We start from the raw sequence: 15,169 nt of genomic DNA on the forward strand, positions 1-15,169 counted from the left end.
GGTATGGGCCTCGTCCTGCTCTTCCTGATCTGCGCGATCCCGCTGGTGATCGTCTGCGAGCTCAGCGACCGCGCCACCCGGCGCGGCCGCCGTCGCTAGCAGCGCTCAGACGTTCGCGGTCTCGCGCTTCTCCAGCGCCTTGGCGCGCGAGTCCTCGCCGCCCTCGAGCGAGATGTTCGGGATGATCCGATCCAGCCAGGCGGGCATCCACCAGGCCTTGTCGCCCAGCAGCGTCATCAGCGCGGGCGAGACGATCATGCGCACGATCAGCACGTCGATCAGGATGGCCGCGCCGAGCCCGACGCCGAACATCTTCGTGATGGTGTCGCCGCCGATGATGAAGGCCAGGAACACCGACGACATGACCAGGCCGGCGACGAGGATCACCTTGGCGATGCGCGACAGGCCGTGCACAACGCTCTCCGGCGGCGTGTCGCCCTCGAAGTAGGCCTCGCGGATCCGGCTGAGCAGGAAGACGTTGTAGTCCATGCTCAATCCGAACAGGATCGCGAACATCATCAACGGGATGAACGAGATGATCGGGACGTCGGAGCTGGCGCCGATCAGCGACGCGCCCCAGCCCCACTGGAACACCGCGACGACCACGCCGTAGGCGGCGCCGATCGACAGCAGGTTGAACACGGCGGAGGCCAGCGGCACGAGGATCGAGCGGAACACCGCCATCAGCAGCAGGATCGACAGGCCGATGACCACCGCGATGAACAGCGGCAGGCGCCCGGAGACCTTCGCGGAGAAGTCCTCGAAGCCGGCGGTCTGCCCGCCCACGTAGACCTGCAGGTTGGTGTCGGCGGTGTCCTTGGGCAGCACGTCGTCGCGCAGGCGCTCGACCAGCGCGCTCGTCTCCGCGTCCTGCGGCGAGGTGGTCGGCGTCAAGCGGATGACCGCCGCGTCGCCGGCCTCGTTGGGCACCGCGGCGCTGACGCTCTTGACGCCGTCGACCTTCTCCAGCGAGCCCTGCAGCGAGGTCAGCTGCGCCTCGTCGAGCTTGTTGCCGTCCTTGGAGCCGATGGCCAGGATGAACGGGCCGTTGAAGCCCGGCCCGAACGCGGCGCTGAGCTCGTCGTAGGCCTTGCGCTGGGTGGTCGACGTCGACTGGTTGCCGTCGTCGGGCTGACCCAGGCGCATGTCGGTGAACGGGATGGCGATGACGATCAGCACCAGGCCGCCGCCGATCACGGCCAGCCACGGGCGCGCGGTCAGGCGCTCGCCCCAGCGGGTGAAGCCCTCCGAGCGCGCCACGTGCTCGGGGTCCTTGGGGTACATCCAGCGCTTGAAGGCGCCCAGGAAGATCGGCAGCACCGAGATCGAGGAGACCACGACGCAGGCCACGGCGATGGCCGTGCCGATGCCCATCTTGCCGACCAGCGGGATGCCGACGGTCAGCAGCGCGGCGATGGCCACCACGACGATGATGCCCGCGGCCACCACGGAGACGCCGGAGGTGGCGTTGGCCCGACCGGCCGCCTCTGGCGCTTCGTCCCCGGCCACCAACTGCTCTCTGAAGCGGCTGACGATCAGCAGCGAGTAGTCGATGCCCGCGCCCAGTCCGAGCATCAGCGCGAGCGTGTGCGTGAAGTCCGGCAGCCCGAGCGGCTTCTGCAGCGCGATGATGATCATCTGGCTGATGGCCACGCCGACGATCGCGCCCAGCAGGGTCACGAGCATGGCCGAGAACGAGCGGTACAGCAGCCACAGCAGGATGAAGGCGATGCCCAGGCCGATGATCTCGCCCAGCCCGCCGACCTGCTGGGTGGCCAGGTCGACCGTCTCGCCGCGCAGTTCGACGTGCACGCCGTTCTTGTTGGCCGTCTCGGCCGTGTCGATCAGCTTCTCGCCGTCGGCCTTGTCCAGATCGAGCGAGCGGACGTCGTAGGACACCGTCGCGAAGCCGGTCTTGCCGTCCTGCGACAGCGCCGGGGAGTCGGGCTCCAACGGGTTGGAGACGTTGCCCTCGCCGACGTGCGGGAGCTTGGCCACCTCCTGGAGCGCGGCCTCGACGGTCGCCTTCTCCTCCGGGTCGGTGAGCTTGCCGTTCTCCGCGGTGAAGACGATCGTGCTCTCCGCGCCGGCCTTGGCCGGGAACTTCGCGGTGAGCAGATCCTGCGCCCGCTGCGACTCCGTTCCCGGGATCGAGAAGTCGTCGGCGGCGGTGCCGCTCTGCGACCCGATCGCCACACCGATGACTACCAGCGTTACGACGAGTCCTATGAGACCACGGCCCCAGTGACGGGTGAGGGCGGTGGCGATGCGAGAGAGAAGTGCAGACATGGGCGGGTCGGCACTCTAGCACAGTCGTTGCAAGTTCGCCAGCGATGCAAAATTGCACTCGCTGCAACTATCTGCTACCGTATTGGGCAATGGCGACCGGGTCAGAAGCGCCCTCCGAGCTCGGCCTGCGTGAGCGCAAGAAGCTGCGCACGCGCGAGACGATCGTCCGCGTGGCGCTCGAGCTGTTCACCAAGCAGGGCTTTGCCGAGACGACGATCAAGCAGATCGCCGACGCCGCCGATGTCGCCCCGCGGACCGTCTCCGCGTACTTCCCCGTCAAGGAGCAGCTCGTCTTCCACGACTCCGAGGAGACGATGGCCGACGTGCGCGCGCGCCTGACCGAGCGCGCGCCCGGCGAGACCGCCGTCGACGCGATGCGCGCGTGGATCGCCGAGCACGTCACGGCCAGCGAGCTGAACCTCGACGACGCGCGCTGCCGGCGCGAGGTGATCGAGTCCGATCCGGCCTTGATGACCTACGAGCGCGGCCAGATGGCCCGCTTCGAGCAGATCGTCGCCGAGGCGGTGGCGATCGACCTCGAGCTGCCCGCCGACGACCTGATCCCGCACATGGTCGGCGCCGCCACCGTCGCCGCCTTCGACGCGCTCGGACGCGAGATCAAGCAGCAGCCGGTCGACGGCGACGTGTTCACGCAGGCCCGCGACCTGATCGACGACGCGATGACGTTCATCGGCGGCGGCGTGCAGGCGCTGGCCGCGCGCGACCGCGGCTGACGGTTTTTCACAACCGCAATAGCCCGGAAGCCGTAGCGTTGCTGCGGCTATGAGCGAACGCCACGATGGGGAGGCCGCTGAGCGCCTCGCCCACGACGCACCCGAGGCCTACCTGCGACGGCGCGAGTTCCTCCAGCGAACCGCCATGGCCGCCGGGCTGGGGCTGTCGGCCGCCTCGCTGCTGGGTCCGGATTCGCTCGTCAAGGCGGCCGCCGCCGCGCAGGCCCAGAACCCGCTGCCCGGCCCGCGCAACCTCCCGATCGACACCTTCGTCGTGCTGATGATGGAGAACCGCTCGTTCGACCACTACCTGGGCTGGCTGCCCGGCGCCGACGGGCGCCAGGAGGGCCTGATCTACACCGGGCGCGACGGCCAGCGCGAGCGCACGCACCGCCTGACCGGCGACTTCCAGGGCTGCGCGTTCTCCGACCCCGACCACTCCTGGGAGGGCGGGCGCGAGCAGTACGACGGGGGCAAGCTCGACGGCTTCCTGCGCTCGGGCGAGAACGACGAGTTCGCGATCGGCTACTACACCGAGCCCGACCTGCCGTTCATCCCGGCGGTCGCGCGCGCGTTCACCACCTACGACCGCTTCTTCTGCTCGCTGCTGGCCTCCACCTATCCCAACCGCGAGTACATGCACGCGGCGCAGTCCTACGGGATGAAGGACAACACGCTGCCCACGGCCACCGGCGGCTTCCCGGACACGACGATCTTCAACGCGCTGAGCAAGGCGGGCGTGTCCAATCGCTACTTCTACACCGACGTCCCGGTCAGCGCCTTCTGGGGCGCGGCGGGCATCGCCCGCTCGGGCCAGGTGACCGAGTACTACGAGCGCGCGGCCACCGGGACGCTGCCCGCGGTCTCGTTCGTCGATCCCGCGTTCGTCGGCGAGGAGCAGGGCACCTCGGGTGACGAGCACCCGCACGGCGACGTGCGCACCGGCCAGGCGTTCATGGCCGACATCGTCCACGCGTTCATCGAGTCGCCGCAGTGGAAGCGCGGCGCGCTGTTCATCGTCTACGACGAGTGGGGCGGCTTCTTCGACCACGTCAAGCCCCCGTCGGTGCGCGACGCCCGGGCCAGCAGCAACCTCAACGAGAACTTCGGCCAGATGGGCTTCCGCATCCCCGCTGTGGCCATCTCGCCCTGGGCCCGGCGCAAGTACGTCAGCCACCAGTTGTCGGGCTTCGAGTCGATCCTCAAGCTGATCGAGTACCGCTACGGCCTGGCCCCGCTGACCGTGCGCGACAAGTACGCCACGAACATCGGGCGCACGTTCGACTTCGAGTCCAAGCCCCGCCTGGAGGTCGGGACGCTGCCCGAGCCGGCCAAGGTCATCTCGGCCGCCTGCATCGTGCCGACGACCGTGCCGGGCGCGCCCACGCTGCCGCCGGTGTCGGTCACCGTGCCGCCGATCAGCACGCCCGGCGTCACCGTCGGCGACGTGACGATCCCCTCGGTGACCGTGCCCGGCGTCGACGTCAACGCGCTGCGGGCCAAGCCGCACGACATGGCCGGCCTGGTCACCGACGGGACGCTCGAGCGCCTGAACTTCGACTACAAGCCGGCCACGCCGGCCACCACCTTCCGGGAGCCGTCGAAGATGGTGCAGGCCCAGGCCGACGCGCCCTAGCCGCGCGCGGCCGACCAGGCCGCCCACAGCTCGGCGTAGCGCCCGCCCGCCGCGACGAGCTCGTCGTGGCCGCCCTGCTCGACGATGCGCCCCTCGTGCAGCACGACGATCCGGTCGGACTCGACCGCCTGGGCCAGACGGTGGGCGACGACCAGCGACGTGCGGCCGTCCAGCGCGGCGCGGGCGCCGGCCTCCAGCGTGCGCGCGCCGGCGCTGCCGGACTCCGCGGTGGCCTCGTCGAGCACGGCCACCGGGCGGTCGGCCAGCACCAGGCGGGCCAGCGCCAGCTGCTGGGCCTGGGTGGCGTTGAGGCGATGGCCGCCGTCGCCGACGATCGTGTCCAGGCCGTCGGGCAGCGCCACCGTCCAGGCGCGCGCGCCCACCGCGTCGAGCGCGGCCAGGAGCTGCTCGTCTGCGGCCTGCGGCGCGGCCAGGCGCAGATCGTCGCGCAGCGGCCCGGCGAACACGTGCACCTCCTGGGCGACCAGCGTGGCGGGCGCGCCGTCGATCGTGCCCTGCTGGGGCGGTTCGACCCCGGCGACCAGGCGGGCCAGCGTCGTCTTGCCGCTCCCGCTGACCCCGACGAGCGCGACGCGCTCACCGGGCGCCACGTCGAGGTCGATGCCGTGCAGGATCTCCCGCCCGGGCACGTAGGCGTGGCGGACGTCGCGCAGGCGCAGGCCCGGCTGGGTGGCCGGCCGCAGCGCCTCACCGGGCTCGGGCAGCTCGGCCACGCCGACCAGGCGGGCCAGCGACGCGCCCGCCGACTGCGCCTCGTCGACCAGCCCGAGCAGCGTGTTGATCGGCGTGAACAGGCGGATGAAGTACAGCGCGGCGGCGGTCGCGGCGCCGATGTCGATGAAGCCGTCGCGCACCAGCCAGTAGGAGACGAGCAGGATCGCGCTGCAGCCGACCAGCTCGGCCATGTTCAGGCGGCCGAAGAAGCGCGTCTGCAGGCGCACCGTGCGCTGCGACAGCTCGAGCACGTCGCGCGAGCGGCCCTCGACCAGGTCGCGATGATCGTCCTGCAGCTTGAAGGCGCGCACGGTGGGCAGGCCGCCCAGCGTCTCCAGCAGCTGCTGCGCGCGGGCCGAGCCGGCCTCGCGCTCGGCCGCGTACACCGGGCCGCTGGTCTGCAGGTACCAGCGCAGCGTCCAGGCCTGGATCGGCACCGCGCACAGCCCGGCCAGCGCCAGGCGCCAGTCCAGCGCGGCCAGCCCGACGATGGTCAGGCCGATGGTCAGGCCCGCGCCGGCCATCGCCGGGACCGCCTCGCGCAGCGCGGTGGCCACGTGGCCGACGTCGTCGCCGACGCGGGCCAGCACGTCGCCCGACCCGGCCCGTTCGACGTCGCCGATGCGCAGCGCCAGCACCCGCTGGACCACCCGCTCGCGCAGCCGGGCCAGCACCGGCTCGCCCAGGCGGGCGACGAGGATCGTGCCCGCGCCGCCGAACAGGCCCTCGGCCACGGTGACGAGGAGCAGCGCGACGACCGTGGTGGTCAGCGCGCCCGGCGCCTCGCCGTCGGCCACGAGCTGGACGATGTGGCCCAGCAGCGGCGGGACCAGCAGGCCGGCGACCGCCTCGAGCACGAGCGTCGCCGCGGTCAGCGCGGCCAGCGTCCGGTGCGGGCGGATCAGCGCGGCCACGGCGGCGCGGGTGGTCCGCGCGTCGGCGGTGGGCAGCAGCTCGCGCGCGCTCATCCGGCGACCGTCTCGCGGTAGGCGGGGTCGTCGCGCAGCAGCTCGGCGTGGGTGCCGGTGGCCCGGACCACGCCGTCGTCGATGACCACGACCCGGTCGGCCAGCGCCAGCAGCGCCGGGCTACTGGTCACCACGAGCGTGGGCCGGCCCTCGCGCAGCGCGCGCAGGCCGTGGGCCACGCGCGCCTCGGTGGCCGCGTCGATCGCCGTGGTCGGGTCGTGCAGCACGAGCAGCGGCGCGTCGGCGGCCAGCGCGCGGGCCAGCGCCACGCGCTGGCGCTGGCCGCCCGACAGCGTGCGCCCGCGCTCGCCCAGCCAGGTGGCGGTCCCGTCGGGCAGCGCGTCGGCGACCTCGTCGGCGGCGGCCGCGGCCAGCGCCGCGCTCACCCGCTCGTCGGGCGCCCGGCCGGCGGCCACGTTGGCCTGCAGCGTGCCCTCGAACAGGTCGGCCTCGTGGGGGGCGACCAGCGCGCCCGGGACGCCGGCCAGCGCCTCCAGCAGCGTGTGCGCGTCGGCCGGATCGCCGGCCACGACCGCGGTCAGCGCGTCGCCGCCGCGGGCCGCGTCGACCAGCGCCGCGGCATGCGGCGCGGGGGCGACCCTCGCGTCGGGCGCCTGCAGCAGCTCGTCGATGCGCTGCAGCGACGCCCGCGAGCGCGCCCAGCCGGCGCCCACCCACCCGAGCACGCCGAGCGGCCCGATCAGGAATTGCGTCAGGCCGAGCGCGGCGATCAGGTCGCCGATCGAGATCTCCCCGTCGGCGGCCAGGCGCCCGGCCACCAGCGCGACGATGGCCAGGAAGGCGCCGTTGACGATCCGCGCGGCGTTCTCCACCACGGCCTCGCTGCGGGCCGAGCGCAGCGTCGCGTGCAGGGCCGCCTCGCTGGTCGCCCGGTAGGCGGCGGTGGCGGCCGGCTCGGCCCGCAGCCCCTTGACGACGCGCAGCCCGCGCACCAGGTCGGTCGCGGCGCCGGCGGCGCGCGCGGCCCGGTCCTGCTCGGCGGCGGCGCGCTCGGCCAGCGGCCGGCCCAGGCGCTCGGCGGCCAGGATCAGCAGCGGCAGCCCGACGAGCACCAGCAGGCCCAGCCAGGGCGAGATCAACAGCAGCAGCACGCCACCCAGGACGATCGCCGCGCACGCGGCCAGCCCGCCGGAGATGACCCGCATCACGCGCGCGCCGGCCTGGGCGTCGGAGACGGCCAGGCCGAGCAGCACGCCCGGCGGTCGCCCGCCCGCCGCGCCGCCGGCCAGCACCCGGGAGGCGATCGCGACGCGCAGCTCGTGCTCGCCCTGCAGGCTGGCCTTCGCGCTGAAGCGCGCGCCGAAGCGGTAGGCGAACGACAGCACGACGAAGAGCACGACGAGGATGGCCAGCCACTCGATCAGCGCGCCGCTGTCGCTGGGGCCGATCGCCTGGTCGAGCGCGGCGCCGATGACCACCGGCACGAGCGCCTCACAGGCCTGATGGAGGATCAGCAGGGCGCAGGCGATGACCAGCGGACGGCGCTGGGTGAGGAGGAGGGCACGGAGCACAGGCGTCGAGACAGTTATATTCGGGCGCCCTAATGGCCGTCAGCCCGACGACGACCCTGCGCCGCCCCGTGGCGGTGCGCCCCCTGGGACTTCTGCTTGCGGTCGTCCTCCTCCTGCTCGTGCTGTTGGCCAGCGTGGCCTTCGGCGCGCGGGCGATCGACCCCGGGACCGTGTGGGACGCGCTGTGGCACGGCGGCGACTCCGACGCGGCGGTGATCGTGCGCGAGCTGCGCGTCCCGCGCACGCTGCTCGGCCTGGGCTGCGGCGTCGCCCTCGGCCTGGCCGGCGCGCTGATGCAGGCGCTGACCCGCAACCCGCTGGCCGACCCCGGCCTGCTGGGCGTCAACGCCGGCGCCTCGGCCGCGGTGGTCGTGGCCGTCGCCTGGCTGGGCGTCACCTCGCTCAGCGGCTACGTGTGGTTCGCCTTCATCGGGGCGGCGTTCGCCTCGATCGTCGTCTACCTGCTGGGCTCGACCGGCCGCGCCGGGGCCAGCCCGGTCCGCCTGGCGCTGGCCGGCACGGCGATCACCGCGGCGCTGGTGGCCTTCACCGAGGCGATCACGCTGACCGACATCGAGACCTTCGACGCCTGGCGCTACTGGTCGGTCGGCTCGCTGGCCGGGCGCGACAGCGACACGCTGGGGATGGTCGCCCCGTTCCTGATCGCCGGGGTGCTGCTGGCCGCGATCCTGGCCCGGCCGCTGAACGCGCTGGCCCTGGGCGACGACGCGGGCCGCGCGCTGGGCGCCCACATCGGCCGCACCCGGGCGATCGGCGCGCTGGCCATCACCCTGCTGTGCGGCGCGGCCACCGCGGCGATCGGGCCGATCGTCTTCGTCGGGCTGACCGTCCCCCACATCGCCCGGGCGATCACCGGCCCCGACCAGCGCTGGGTGCTGGCCTACTCGGCCGTGCTGGCCCCCGTGCTGCTGCTCGGCGCCGACGTGATCGGCCGCCTCGTGGCCCGGCCGGGCGAGCTGCAGGTCGGCATCGTCACCGCCTTCATCGGCGCCCCGGTGTTCATCGCGCTGGTGCGCCGCAAGCGGATCGCCCAGCTGTGAGCGCCGTCGCCCGTCCGTTCGGTGGCCGCGTCTCGTTCGCGGTCTCGCGCCGCCCGATCGTGGCCGGCACGCTGATCGCCCTGGCCACGGCGGCGGCGGCCATCGCCGGCCTGATGATCGGCGACTACCCGATCTCCGTCGGCGACGTGCTGACCACCCTGGTCGGCGCCGGCGACCCGGCCAACAGCTTCATCGTCGAGACGCTGCGCCTGCCCCGCGTCGTCTGCGCGCTGCTGGTCGGCGGCGCGCTCGGCGTGGCCGGGGCGATCTTCCAGAGCATCACGCGCAACCCCCTGGGCAGCCCCGACATCATCGGCTTCACCTACGGCTCGGCCGCCGGCGCCGTCGTGATGATCATCATCTTCGGCGCCGAGCAGAACGCGATCGCGCTGGGCTCGGTGGGCACCGGCCTGCTGACCGCGCTCGTCGTCTACGCGCTGTCCTACCGCGGCGGCGTGCAGGGCTACCGGCTCGTGCTGATCGGCATCGGCATCAGCTTCATGCTGCTGGCGCTCAACGACTACCTGCTCACCCGCGCCCGCCTGGAGGACGCCCAGCAGGCGGCGATCTGGATCGCCGGCTCGCTCAACGGCCGCGGCTGGGATCAGGTCGTGCCGCTGGCCATCGGCCTGGCCATCCTGCTGCCGCTGGCCTTCCTGCTGGCCCGACCGCTGAAGATGCTCGAGCTGGGCGACGACGCGGCCAGCGCGCTGGGCGTGCGCGTCGAGCGCTCGCGCCTGTCGCTGGCCATCGTCGGCGTCGGGCTGACCGCGCTGGCCACCGCGGCCGCGGGACCGATCGCCTTCGTCGCGCTGGCCGCCCCGCAGATCGCCCGCCGCCTGACCCGCGGCTCGGGCCCCGGCCTGATCTCCGCGGCGCTGATGGGCGCGCTGCTGATGCAGGCCAGCGACCTGATCGCCCAGCGGCTGCTGGCCCCCAAGCAGCTGCCGGTCGGCGTGATGACCGGCGCGATCGGCGGCCTGTACCTGGCCTGGCTGCTGGCCCACGAATGGCGATCCCGGAGGAGCGCATGACCGACGCCCGCCTGCACGGCGACGGGCTGCAGCTGGCCTACGACGACCGGGTCGTGGCCGACGAGCTGACCGTGGCCATCCCCGACGGCTCGTTCACGGTGATCGTCGGGCCCAACGCGTGCGGCAAGTCGACGCTGCTGCGCGCGCTGTCGCGAATGCTCAAGCCGCGCACCGGCACCGTGTTCCTGGACGGCGCCGCGATCGCCTCGCAGCCGTCCAAGCAGGTCGCGCGCAAGCTCGGCCTGCTGCCCCAGTCGCCGATCGCCCCGGACGCGATCACCGTGTCCGATCTGGTCGCCCGCGGGCGCTACCCGCACCAGGGCCTGCTGCGCCAGTGGTCGGCCGACGACGCGCGCGCGGTGGCCGACGCGCTGGCCGCCACCGCCACCGCCGATCTGGCCGACCGCCCGGTGGACGAGCTGTCGGGCGGCCAGCGCCAGCGCGTGTGGCTGGCCATGGCGCTGGCCCAGGAGACGCCGATCCTGCTGCTCGACGAGCCCACGACCTTCCTGGACATCGCCCACCAGATCGAGGTGCTCGACCTGTGCGCCGAGCTGCGCGAGGAGCGCGGCCACACGATGGTCGCCGTGCTGCACGACCTCAACCACGCCTGCCGCTACGCCACCCACCTGATCGCCATGCGCGAGGGGCGCATCGTGGCCGAGGGCCCACCGCGCGACATCGTCGACGCAGCGCTGGTCGAGGCGGTGTTCGGCCTGCCCTGCCAGGTCATCGCCGACCCCCAGACCGGCCTGCCGCTGGTTGTGCCGGAGGCCCGCCGGGGTAGGAGCAAGGACACATGCTCCTCAAGATCTTCTTCCTGATCGTCCTGCTCGTCGTCCTGTTCGCCGCCTACCGCGGCTACACCGCGTCCAAGCGCCGCACGTAGGGCTCGACATCGGGAAGCTCGTCGGCCTCGCCGACCACGCGGTCGCGGCCGCCGCGCTTGGCGTCGTACAGCCGGCGGTCGGCCAGCGTCACCAGGTGCTGCAGATCGGTGGCCGCGCGCGCGGAGGCGACGCCGATCGAGACGGTCAGCCTGAGGCCGTCGGCGATCTCGTGCCAGGCCTCCTCGCGCACCGCGCGGCAGACGCGCTCGCAGCCGATCTGGGCTGAGCGCTCGTCGGCGCCGGGCATGAGCAGGACGAACTCCTCGCCGCCGGTGCGCACGACGCGATCGGAGGCGCGCAGCACGCCGGTCAGCAGGCGGGCCAGACGCTGCAGCACGCGGTCGCCGACGTCGTGGCCGTAGCGGTCGTTGATCGCCTTGAAGTGGTCGAGGTCGAGCACGGCGGTGCTGAACGCGCCGGTCGGCGTCTGCCCGTTGAGGCGATCGAGCTCGCGGGCCAGGTAGCGACGGTTGTGCAGGCCGGTCAGCCAGTCGCGCTCGGCCTGCTCGCGCAGCGCGTCCTGGAGGCCCTCGAGCTGCTCGGTGCGGTGCTCCAACTGGGTGTGCGCCTCGGCCAGCTCGGCGATCACGCGCTCCAGCTCGGAGTTCTTCGTGGCGAACGCGTCGGCTTCGCGGCGGGCGGCGTCGGTCTCCAGGCGGGCCCGCTCGAGGCCGACCTGCAGCTCGGACAGCTCACGGAAGGCCTGACGCTCGAGCTCGGCGCTGCGCTCCAGCGCGTCGTAGGCCGCGTCGGCGTGGCCCGCGTCGCGCAGGGCGGTGGCCAGGCTGGTCAGGATGAACGAGCGGGCCTGGGGCAGCTGGTCGCCGATGCGCAGCAGAGCGCGCTCGCCCAGGTCGCGGGCCTCCTCCAGGCGGCCGAGGGCCAGCAGCGCGCGCACCTGGACGACGACGGTCATGCCCAGCACGTAGTGGTTGGCGTCGGTCCCGGCGGTCAGGTGGTCGACGGCGGTCTGCGTGTCGGCCAGCGCGGCGCGTGGGTCCTGCTGGTCGAGGTGCAGCTCGGCCCGGGTGCAGAACAGGACGCCCAGCGCGAAGTGGTTGTCGGGCGCCAGCGCCTCGGCGATGGCCATCGCCCGGTCGAGCTCGGCGTAGGCCTCGACCGGTTCGCCCTCGACCATGCGGAAGTGCGCGAGGTCGTTGCGGGTGATCACCTCCTGCCAGCGGTTGCCGGCGCGGACGGCCAGCGCCAGCGTCGCGGCCAGGTACTGCGGCCAGCCGCGCACGCCGACGTTGCCGAAGACGATGCACGCCGCCCGGCGCGTGTAGATCTGCAGCTGCAGGTCGCCGGCCGCCTCCGCGTGCTCAATCGCCGCCTCGGCCTGGACCAGCGCCTGCGCGTAGGCGCCGGAGAAGAAGTGCAGCTGCGCCCGGAAGGCGGCGATCTCCGCGCGCGTGCCCGGGGAGTCGGAGCGATCGGCGTGCGGCTCGGCCTCGGCGGCGATCTGGAAGGCCCGGCGCACGTCGCCCTTGTGCAGCGCCAGGTTGCCCCGCAGGGCCAGCGCCCGGGCCACGATCGACGCGTCGCCGTGGCGCGCCCCGAGACGCTCGGCGTCCTGGGCGACGCTCAGCGCCTGGGTCGTGCGCTCCCAGTAGGTGTCGCGGGCTCGGTCGAGAGCCGCATGGGCTGCGGCAGCGGGATCGGACATGCTCGGTCCGTCTCGTATCGGCTGTCCGGGACGGGACTTGAGCGTTGCTGTCCCAGTTTGCGTTTCCTGCGTGGTCGGCGGCTCAGGCGGCGACGAGCGCCGCGACGCCGCGCACCCGCGCGGCGAACTGCGGCAGCGCGTCGAGCGTGATCGCCTGGGGCCCGTCGCAGCGCGCGTTGCGCGGGTCCGGGTGGCACTCGACGATCAGGCCGTCGGCTCCGCAGGCGGCCGCGGCCAGCGCCAGCGGCTCGACCAGCGCGCGCCGGCCGGCGGCGTGCGAGGGGTCGACGATCACCGGCAGGTGCGTGTGCTCCTTGAGCACCGTGACCGCGGCCAGGTCCAGCGCGGAGCGGGCCGGCGTGGCCTTCGCGTGGATGCCGCGCTCGCAGAGCAGCACGTTCTGGTTGCCCTCGGTGAGGATGTACTCGGCGGCGAGCAGGAAGTCGTCGATCGAGGCGCCCATCCCGCGCTTGAGCAGCACCGGCAGGTTGGCCCGGCCAAGCTCGGTCAGCAGCGGGAAGTGCTGCATGTTGCGGGCGCCGACCTGGACGACGTCGGCGTACTCGGTGACCGCGTCGATGTCGCGCAGGTCGGTGAGCTCGGTGACGATCGGCAGGCCGGTCTCCTCGCGTGCCTCGGCCAGGATCTTCAGGCCGTCCAGGCCCAGGCCCTGGAAGGCGTACGGGCTGGTGCGGGGCTTGAACGCGCCGCCGCGCAGCATGTCGGCGCCCGCGTCCTGGCAGGCGCGCGCGGCCGCCAGCGTCTGCTCGCGCGTCTCGACCGCGCAGGGCCCGAGGATCAAGCGGAACTCGGGCGCCACGCCACCGAAGCTGACGCCCGCGATCTCCACCGGATGGGCGACGTCGCCGTGGCGATGCTTGTGGGCCAGCTTGTAGGGCGACGAGACCGGCACGACGCGGTCGACGCCCGGATCGGCGTCCAGCTCGAGGCTCGTGATGTGATCGCGATCGGCATCGATGACGCCGATCACGGTCTGCTCAGCGCCGACGACGCGCTGCGCGCCGGCGCCGGTGGCGAGGATGCGCTGGGTGACGGCATCGATCTCGGCGGTCGTGGCGTCGGGGGAGAAGATGACGAGCATGGCGCCGTGGAGGGTACGACGCCGCCGCGCCCGCCCCGCTCAGACGGGCAGCGGGCGCGCGTTTCGGTCCTCGGCCTCGGCCAGCTTGGCCGCCAGCCGCTCGCGCTCGGCGACCACATCCGGCTCGGCGTAGCGCGGGTGATCGGGGTGCGCGAGGTTCTCCAGCTCGAGCGGGTCCTCGGCCAGGTCGTACATCTCGAACTCGGTCGGGAAGGCTCCGTCGGCGTGGAAGTAGCGGGCGAACTTGAAGCGCGCCTCGCGGATCATGCGGATGCGGTTGGCCGCCGCGACCGGCTCGCGGATCGAGTCGGCGGCCGCGCGCGTGTCGTCGAAGGTGAACAGCACGTGGTCCTGGACCGGGCCGCCCTCGGGATCGTGGATGACCGGGCTGAGGTCGGTGCCGCGCAGGCCCGCGGGCGGCGCCACGTTGCACAGGCTGGCCACGGTGGGCATCAGGTCCAGCAGCGAGGCGGGCGTGTCGGTCGCGCGCGCGTCTGGGAACAGGTGCGGGTTGGAGACGATCAGCGGCACGCGGATCGCCTCCTCGTAGACGTTGAACGCCTTCTGGCGCATCCCGCCGTGCGCCAGGCCGAGCTCTCCGTGGTCGGACATGCGCACGACGATCGTCTCCTGGCCCAGCGCGGTCGGCGTGCCGTCGGCGGCGTAGAAGCGATCGACGATCGGGGCGATCTGGCGGTCGATGCGCGCGGTCAGGTTGGCGTAGAAGTTCACGTAGCCGGCGCGCTCGTCGGGCTGCACCGGGCCGAGGCCGAAGTCGGCGATCACGCGCAGGCGCTCCTGGGCCGTCGGCTTGTGGTTGGCCACCAGGTCCTCGTCGACCGTCTCGGGCAGCGGGATGTCGCCGACGATGTCCTGCGGAGTGAAGTCGTCCTTCCAGGAGCCGGCCGGGTAGGCGAGCACGTCGTGCGGGTTGATCAGCGAGATGACCAGCGCGAACGGCTGCTCGCGCGGGGCCGCGGCGAGCTCGTCCAGCAGCTCCAGCGACTGCTCGATGAAGCGCGCGTCGTGGTCGGCGCGGCCGCCGCCGAACGAGGCCGGCTGCGTGTTGCCGCCCGCGTCGGGGCCGATCCAGCCCGCAAAGCCGTAGGCGGCGACGTCCTCGGCGCGCACGTCCTCGCCGCCCTCGGGCCCCTTGCTCAGGTGCCACTTGCCGCGGTAGTGGACCTCGTAGCCGCCGTCGCGCAGCATCGTGGCCAGGTTCGGCCGGTTGGGATCGAGCACGGTCTCGCCCGGGCTGAAGATGCCGCCGTAGGTGAGCGTGTCGCTGACCCGGTGCTGCGCGGGCATCGTGCCCGTGAAGAACGTCGCGCGGCTGGGCGAGCACATGCACGTGTTGCACGTGGCCTGCTCGAAGGAGATGCCGTGGTTGAGCAGCCGCTGGCGCGAGGGCAGGTGCGCGTCGGCGAAGCCCTCCGGCCAGTGCATCGGGGCGCGCTCCTGATCGGTGATGATCAGGACGAGGTTGGGGTGCTTGGGGAGCCCTTCCTGGGACATGCGGCGC

11 protein-coding genes are annotated in these 15,169 nt (G+C 73.1%); 5 read left to right on the top strand and 6 right to left on the bottom strand.

Translation table 11 applies throughout. The annotated features are described in order from the left end of the window. Window positions 1-105: 105 nt before the first annotated feature. On the bottom strand, window positions 106-2,196 hold the full coding sequence (locus ACZ5UI_RS17050) for an MMPL family transporter (protein WP_464189027.1): 2,091 nt from the start codon (window positions 2,194-2,196) through the stop codon (window positions 106-108). 182 nt (window positions 2,197-2,378) lie between these two features. Here ACZ5UI_RS17050 and ACZ5UI_RS17055 point away from each other — a divergent pair, with 182 nt between their 5' ends. Continuing rightward, a complete protein-coding gene (locus tag ACZ5UI_RS17055; protein WP_464189029.1) occupies window positions 2,379-3,023 on the top strand; it encodes a TetR/AcrR family transcriptional regulator in 645 nt (214 codons plus the stop codon). 49 nt (window positions 3,024-3,072) lie between these two features. After that, complete coding sequence (locus tag ACZ5UI_RS17060) at window positions 3,073-4,659, top strand: alkaline phosphatase family protein (protein WP_464189031.1); 1,587 nt, start codon at window positions 3,073-3,075, stop codon at window positions 4,657-4,659. Here ACZ5UI_RS17060 and ACZ5UI_RS17065 read toward each other — a convergent pair. Beyond that, entirely contained in the window at window positions 4,656-6,362 is a 1,707-nt protein-coding gene (locus tag ACZ5UI_RS17065) for an ABC transporter ATP-binding protein (RefSeq protein WP_464189033.1), read from the bottom strand. The two genes, ACZ5UI_RS17060 and ACZ5UI_RS17065, sit on opposite strands and share 4 nt — an antisense overlap. Then, window positions 6,359-7,894 (bottom strand): ABC transporter transmembrane domain-containing protein, encoded by a 1,536-nt coding sequence (locus ACZ5UI_RS17070; protein ID WP_464189035.1) that lies wholly within the window; start codon window positions 7,892-7,894, stop codon window positions 6,359-6,361. The genes ACZ5UI_RS17065 and ACZ5UI_RS17070 overlap by 4 nt, the downstream gene beginning before the upstream one ends. A 32-nt stretch (window positions 7,895-7,926) precedes the next feature. Here ACZ5UI_RS17070 and ACZ5UI_RS17075 point away from each other — a divergent pair, with 32 nt between their 5' ends. From ACZ5UI_RS17075 to ACZ5UI_RS17085, 3 genes are read left to right on the top strand one after another with little or no spacing between them, the layout of a single operon-like run. Continuing rightward, window positions 7,927-8,955, top strand: coding sequence for a FecCD family ABC transporter permease (locus ACZ5UI_RS17075; protein ID WP_464189037.1), 1,029 nt, complete (start codon window positions 7,927-7,929; stop codon window positions 8,953-8,955). Continuing rightward, window positions 8,952-9,989, top strand: coding sequence for a FecCD family ABC transporter permease (locus tag ACZ5UI_RS17080; RefSeq protein ID WP_464189039.1), 1,038 nt, complete (start codon window positions 8,952-8,954; stop codon window positions 9,987-9,989). The genes ACZ5UI_RS17075 and ACZ5UI_RS17080 overlap by 4 nt, the downstream gene beginning before the upstream one ends. Further along, window positions 9,965-10,813, top strand: a complete 849-nt coding sequence (locus ACZ5UI_RS17085) for an ABC transporter ATP-binding protein (RefSeq protein WP_464189041.1) — start codon at window positions 9,965-9,967, stop codon at window positions 10,811-10,813. The genes ACZ5UI_RS17080 and ACZ5UI_RS17085 overlap by 25 nt, the downstream gene beginning before the upstream one ends. A gap of 37 nt (window positions 10,814-10,850) precedes the next feature. Here ACZ5UI_RS17085 and ACZ5UI_RS17090 read toward each other — a convergent pair whose 3' ends face one another. The 3 genes from ACZ5UI_RS17090 to ACZ5UI_RS17100 form a co-directional block, all read right to left on the bottom strand. Beyond that, entirely contained in the window at window positions 10,851-12,545 is a 1,695-nt protein-coding gene (locus tag ACZ5UI_RS17090) for a GGDEF domain-containing protein (protein WP_464189043.1), read from the bottom strand. Between the two features lie 82 nt (window positions 12,546-12,627). Continuing rightward, window positions 12,628-13,647: a 3-deoxy-7-phosphoheptulonate synthase gene (gene aroF, locus ACZ5UI_RS17095; protein WP_464189045.1), complete on the bottom strand. Its 1,020-nt coding sequence runs from the start codon at window positions 13,645-13,647 to the stop codon at window positions 12,628-12,630. Window positions 13,648-13,686: 39 nt separating this feature from the next. Then, the gene (locus tag ACZ5UI_RS17100; RefSeq protein WP_464189047.1) at window positions 13,687-15,162 is read right to left on the bottom strand and encodes a sulfatase-like hydrolase/transferase; all 1,476 of its coding nucleotides are present in this window, start codon (window positions 15,160-15,162) and stop codon (window positions 13,687-13,689) included. Window positions 15,163-15,169: the final 7 nt, after the last annotated feature.

The organism is Conexibacter sp. JCM 18997 (genome assembly GCF_055391915.1).

Coding starts and splice junctions, on each gene's coding strand:
- ACZ5UI_RS17065 (WP_464189033.1), bottom strand. CDS start 6,362: ATGAGCGCGCGCGAGCTGCTGCCCACCGCCGACGCGCGGACCACCCGC.
- aroF (WP_464189045.1), bottom strand. CDS start 13,647: ATGCTCGTCATCTTCTCCCCCGACGCCACGACCGCCGAGATCGATGCC.
- ACZ5UI_RS17085 (WP_464189041.1), top strand. CDS start 9,965: ATGGCGATCCCGGAGGAGCGCATGACCGACGCCCGCCTGCACGGCGAC.
- ACZ5UI_RS17075 (WP_464189037.1), top strand. CDS start 7,927: ATGGCCGTCAGCCCGACGACGACCCTGCGCCGCCCCGTGGCGGTGCGC.
- ACZ5UI_RS17055 (WP_464189029.1), top strand. CDS start 2,379: ATGGCGACCGGGTCAGAAGCGCCCTCCGAGCTCGGCCTGCGTGAGCGC.
- ACZ5UI_RS17060 (WP_464189031.1), top strand. CDS start 3,073: ATGAGCGAACGCCACGATGGGGAGGCCGCTGAGCGCCTCGCCCACGAC.
- ACZ5UI_RS17090 (WP_464189043.1), bottom strand. CDS start 12,545: ATGTCCGATCCCGCTGCCGCAGCCCATGCGGCTCTCGACCGAGCCCGC.
- ACZ5UI_RS17100 (WP_464189047.1), bottom strand. CDS start 15,162: ATGTCCCAGGAAGGGCTCCCCAAGCACCCCAACCTCGTCCTGATCATC.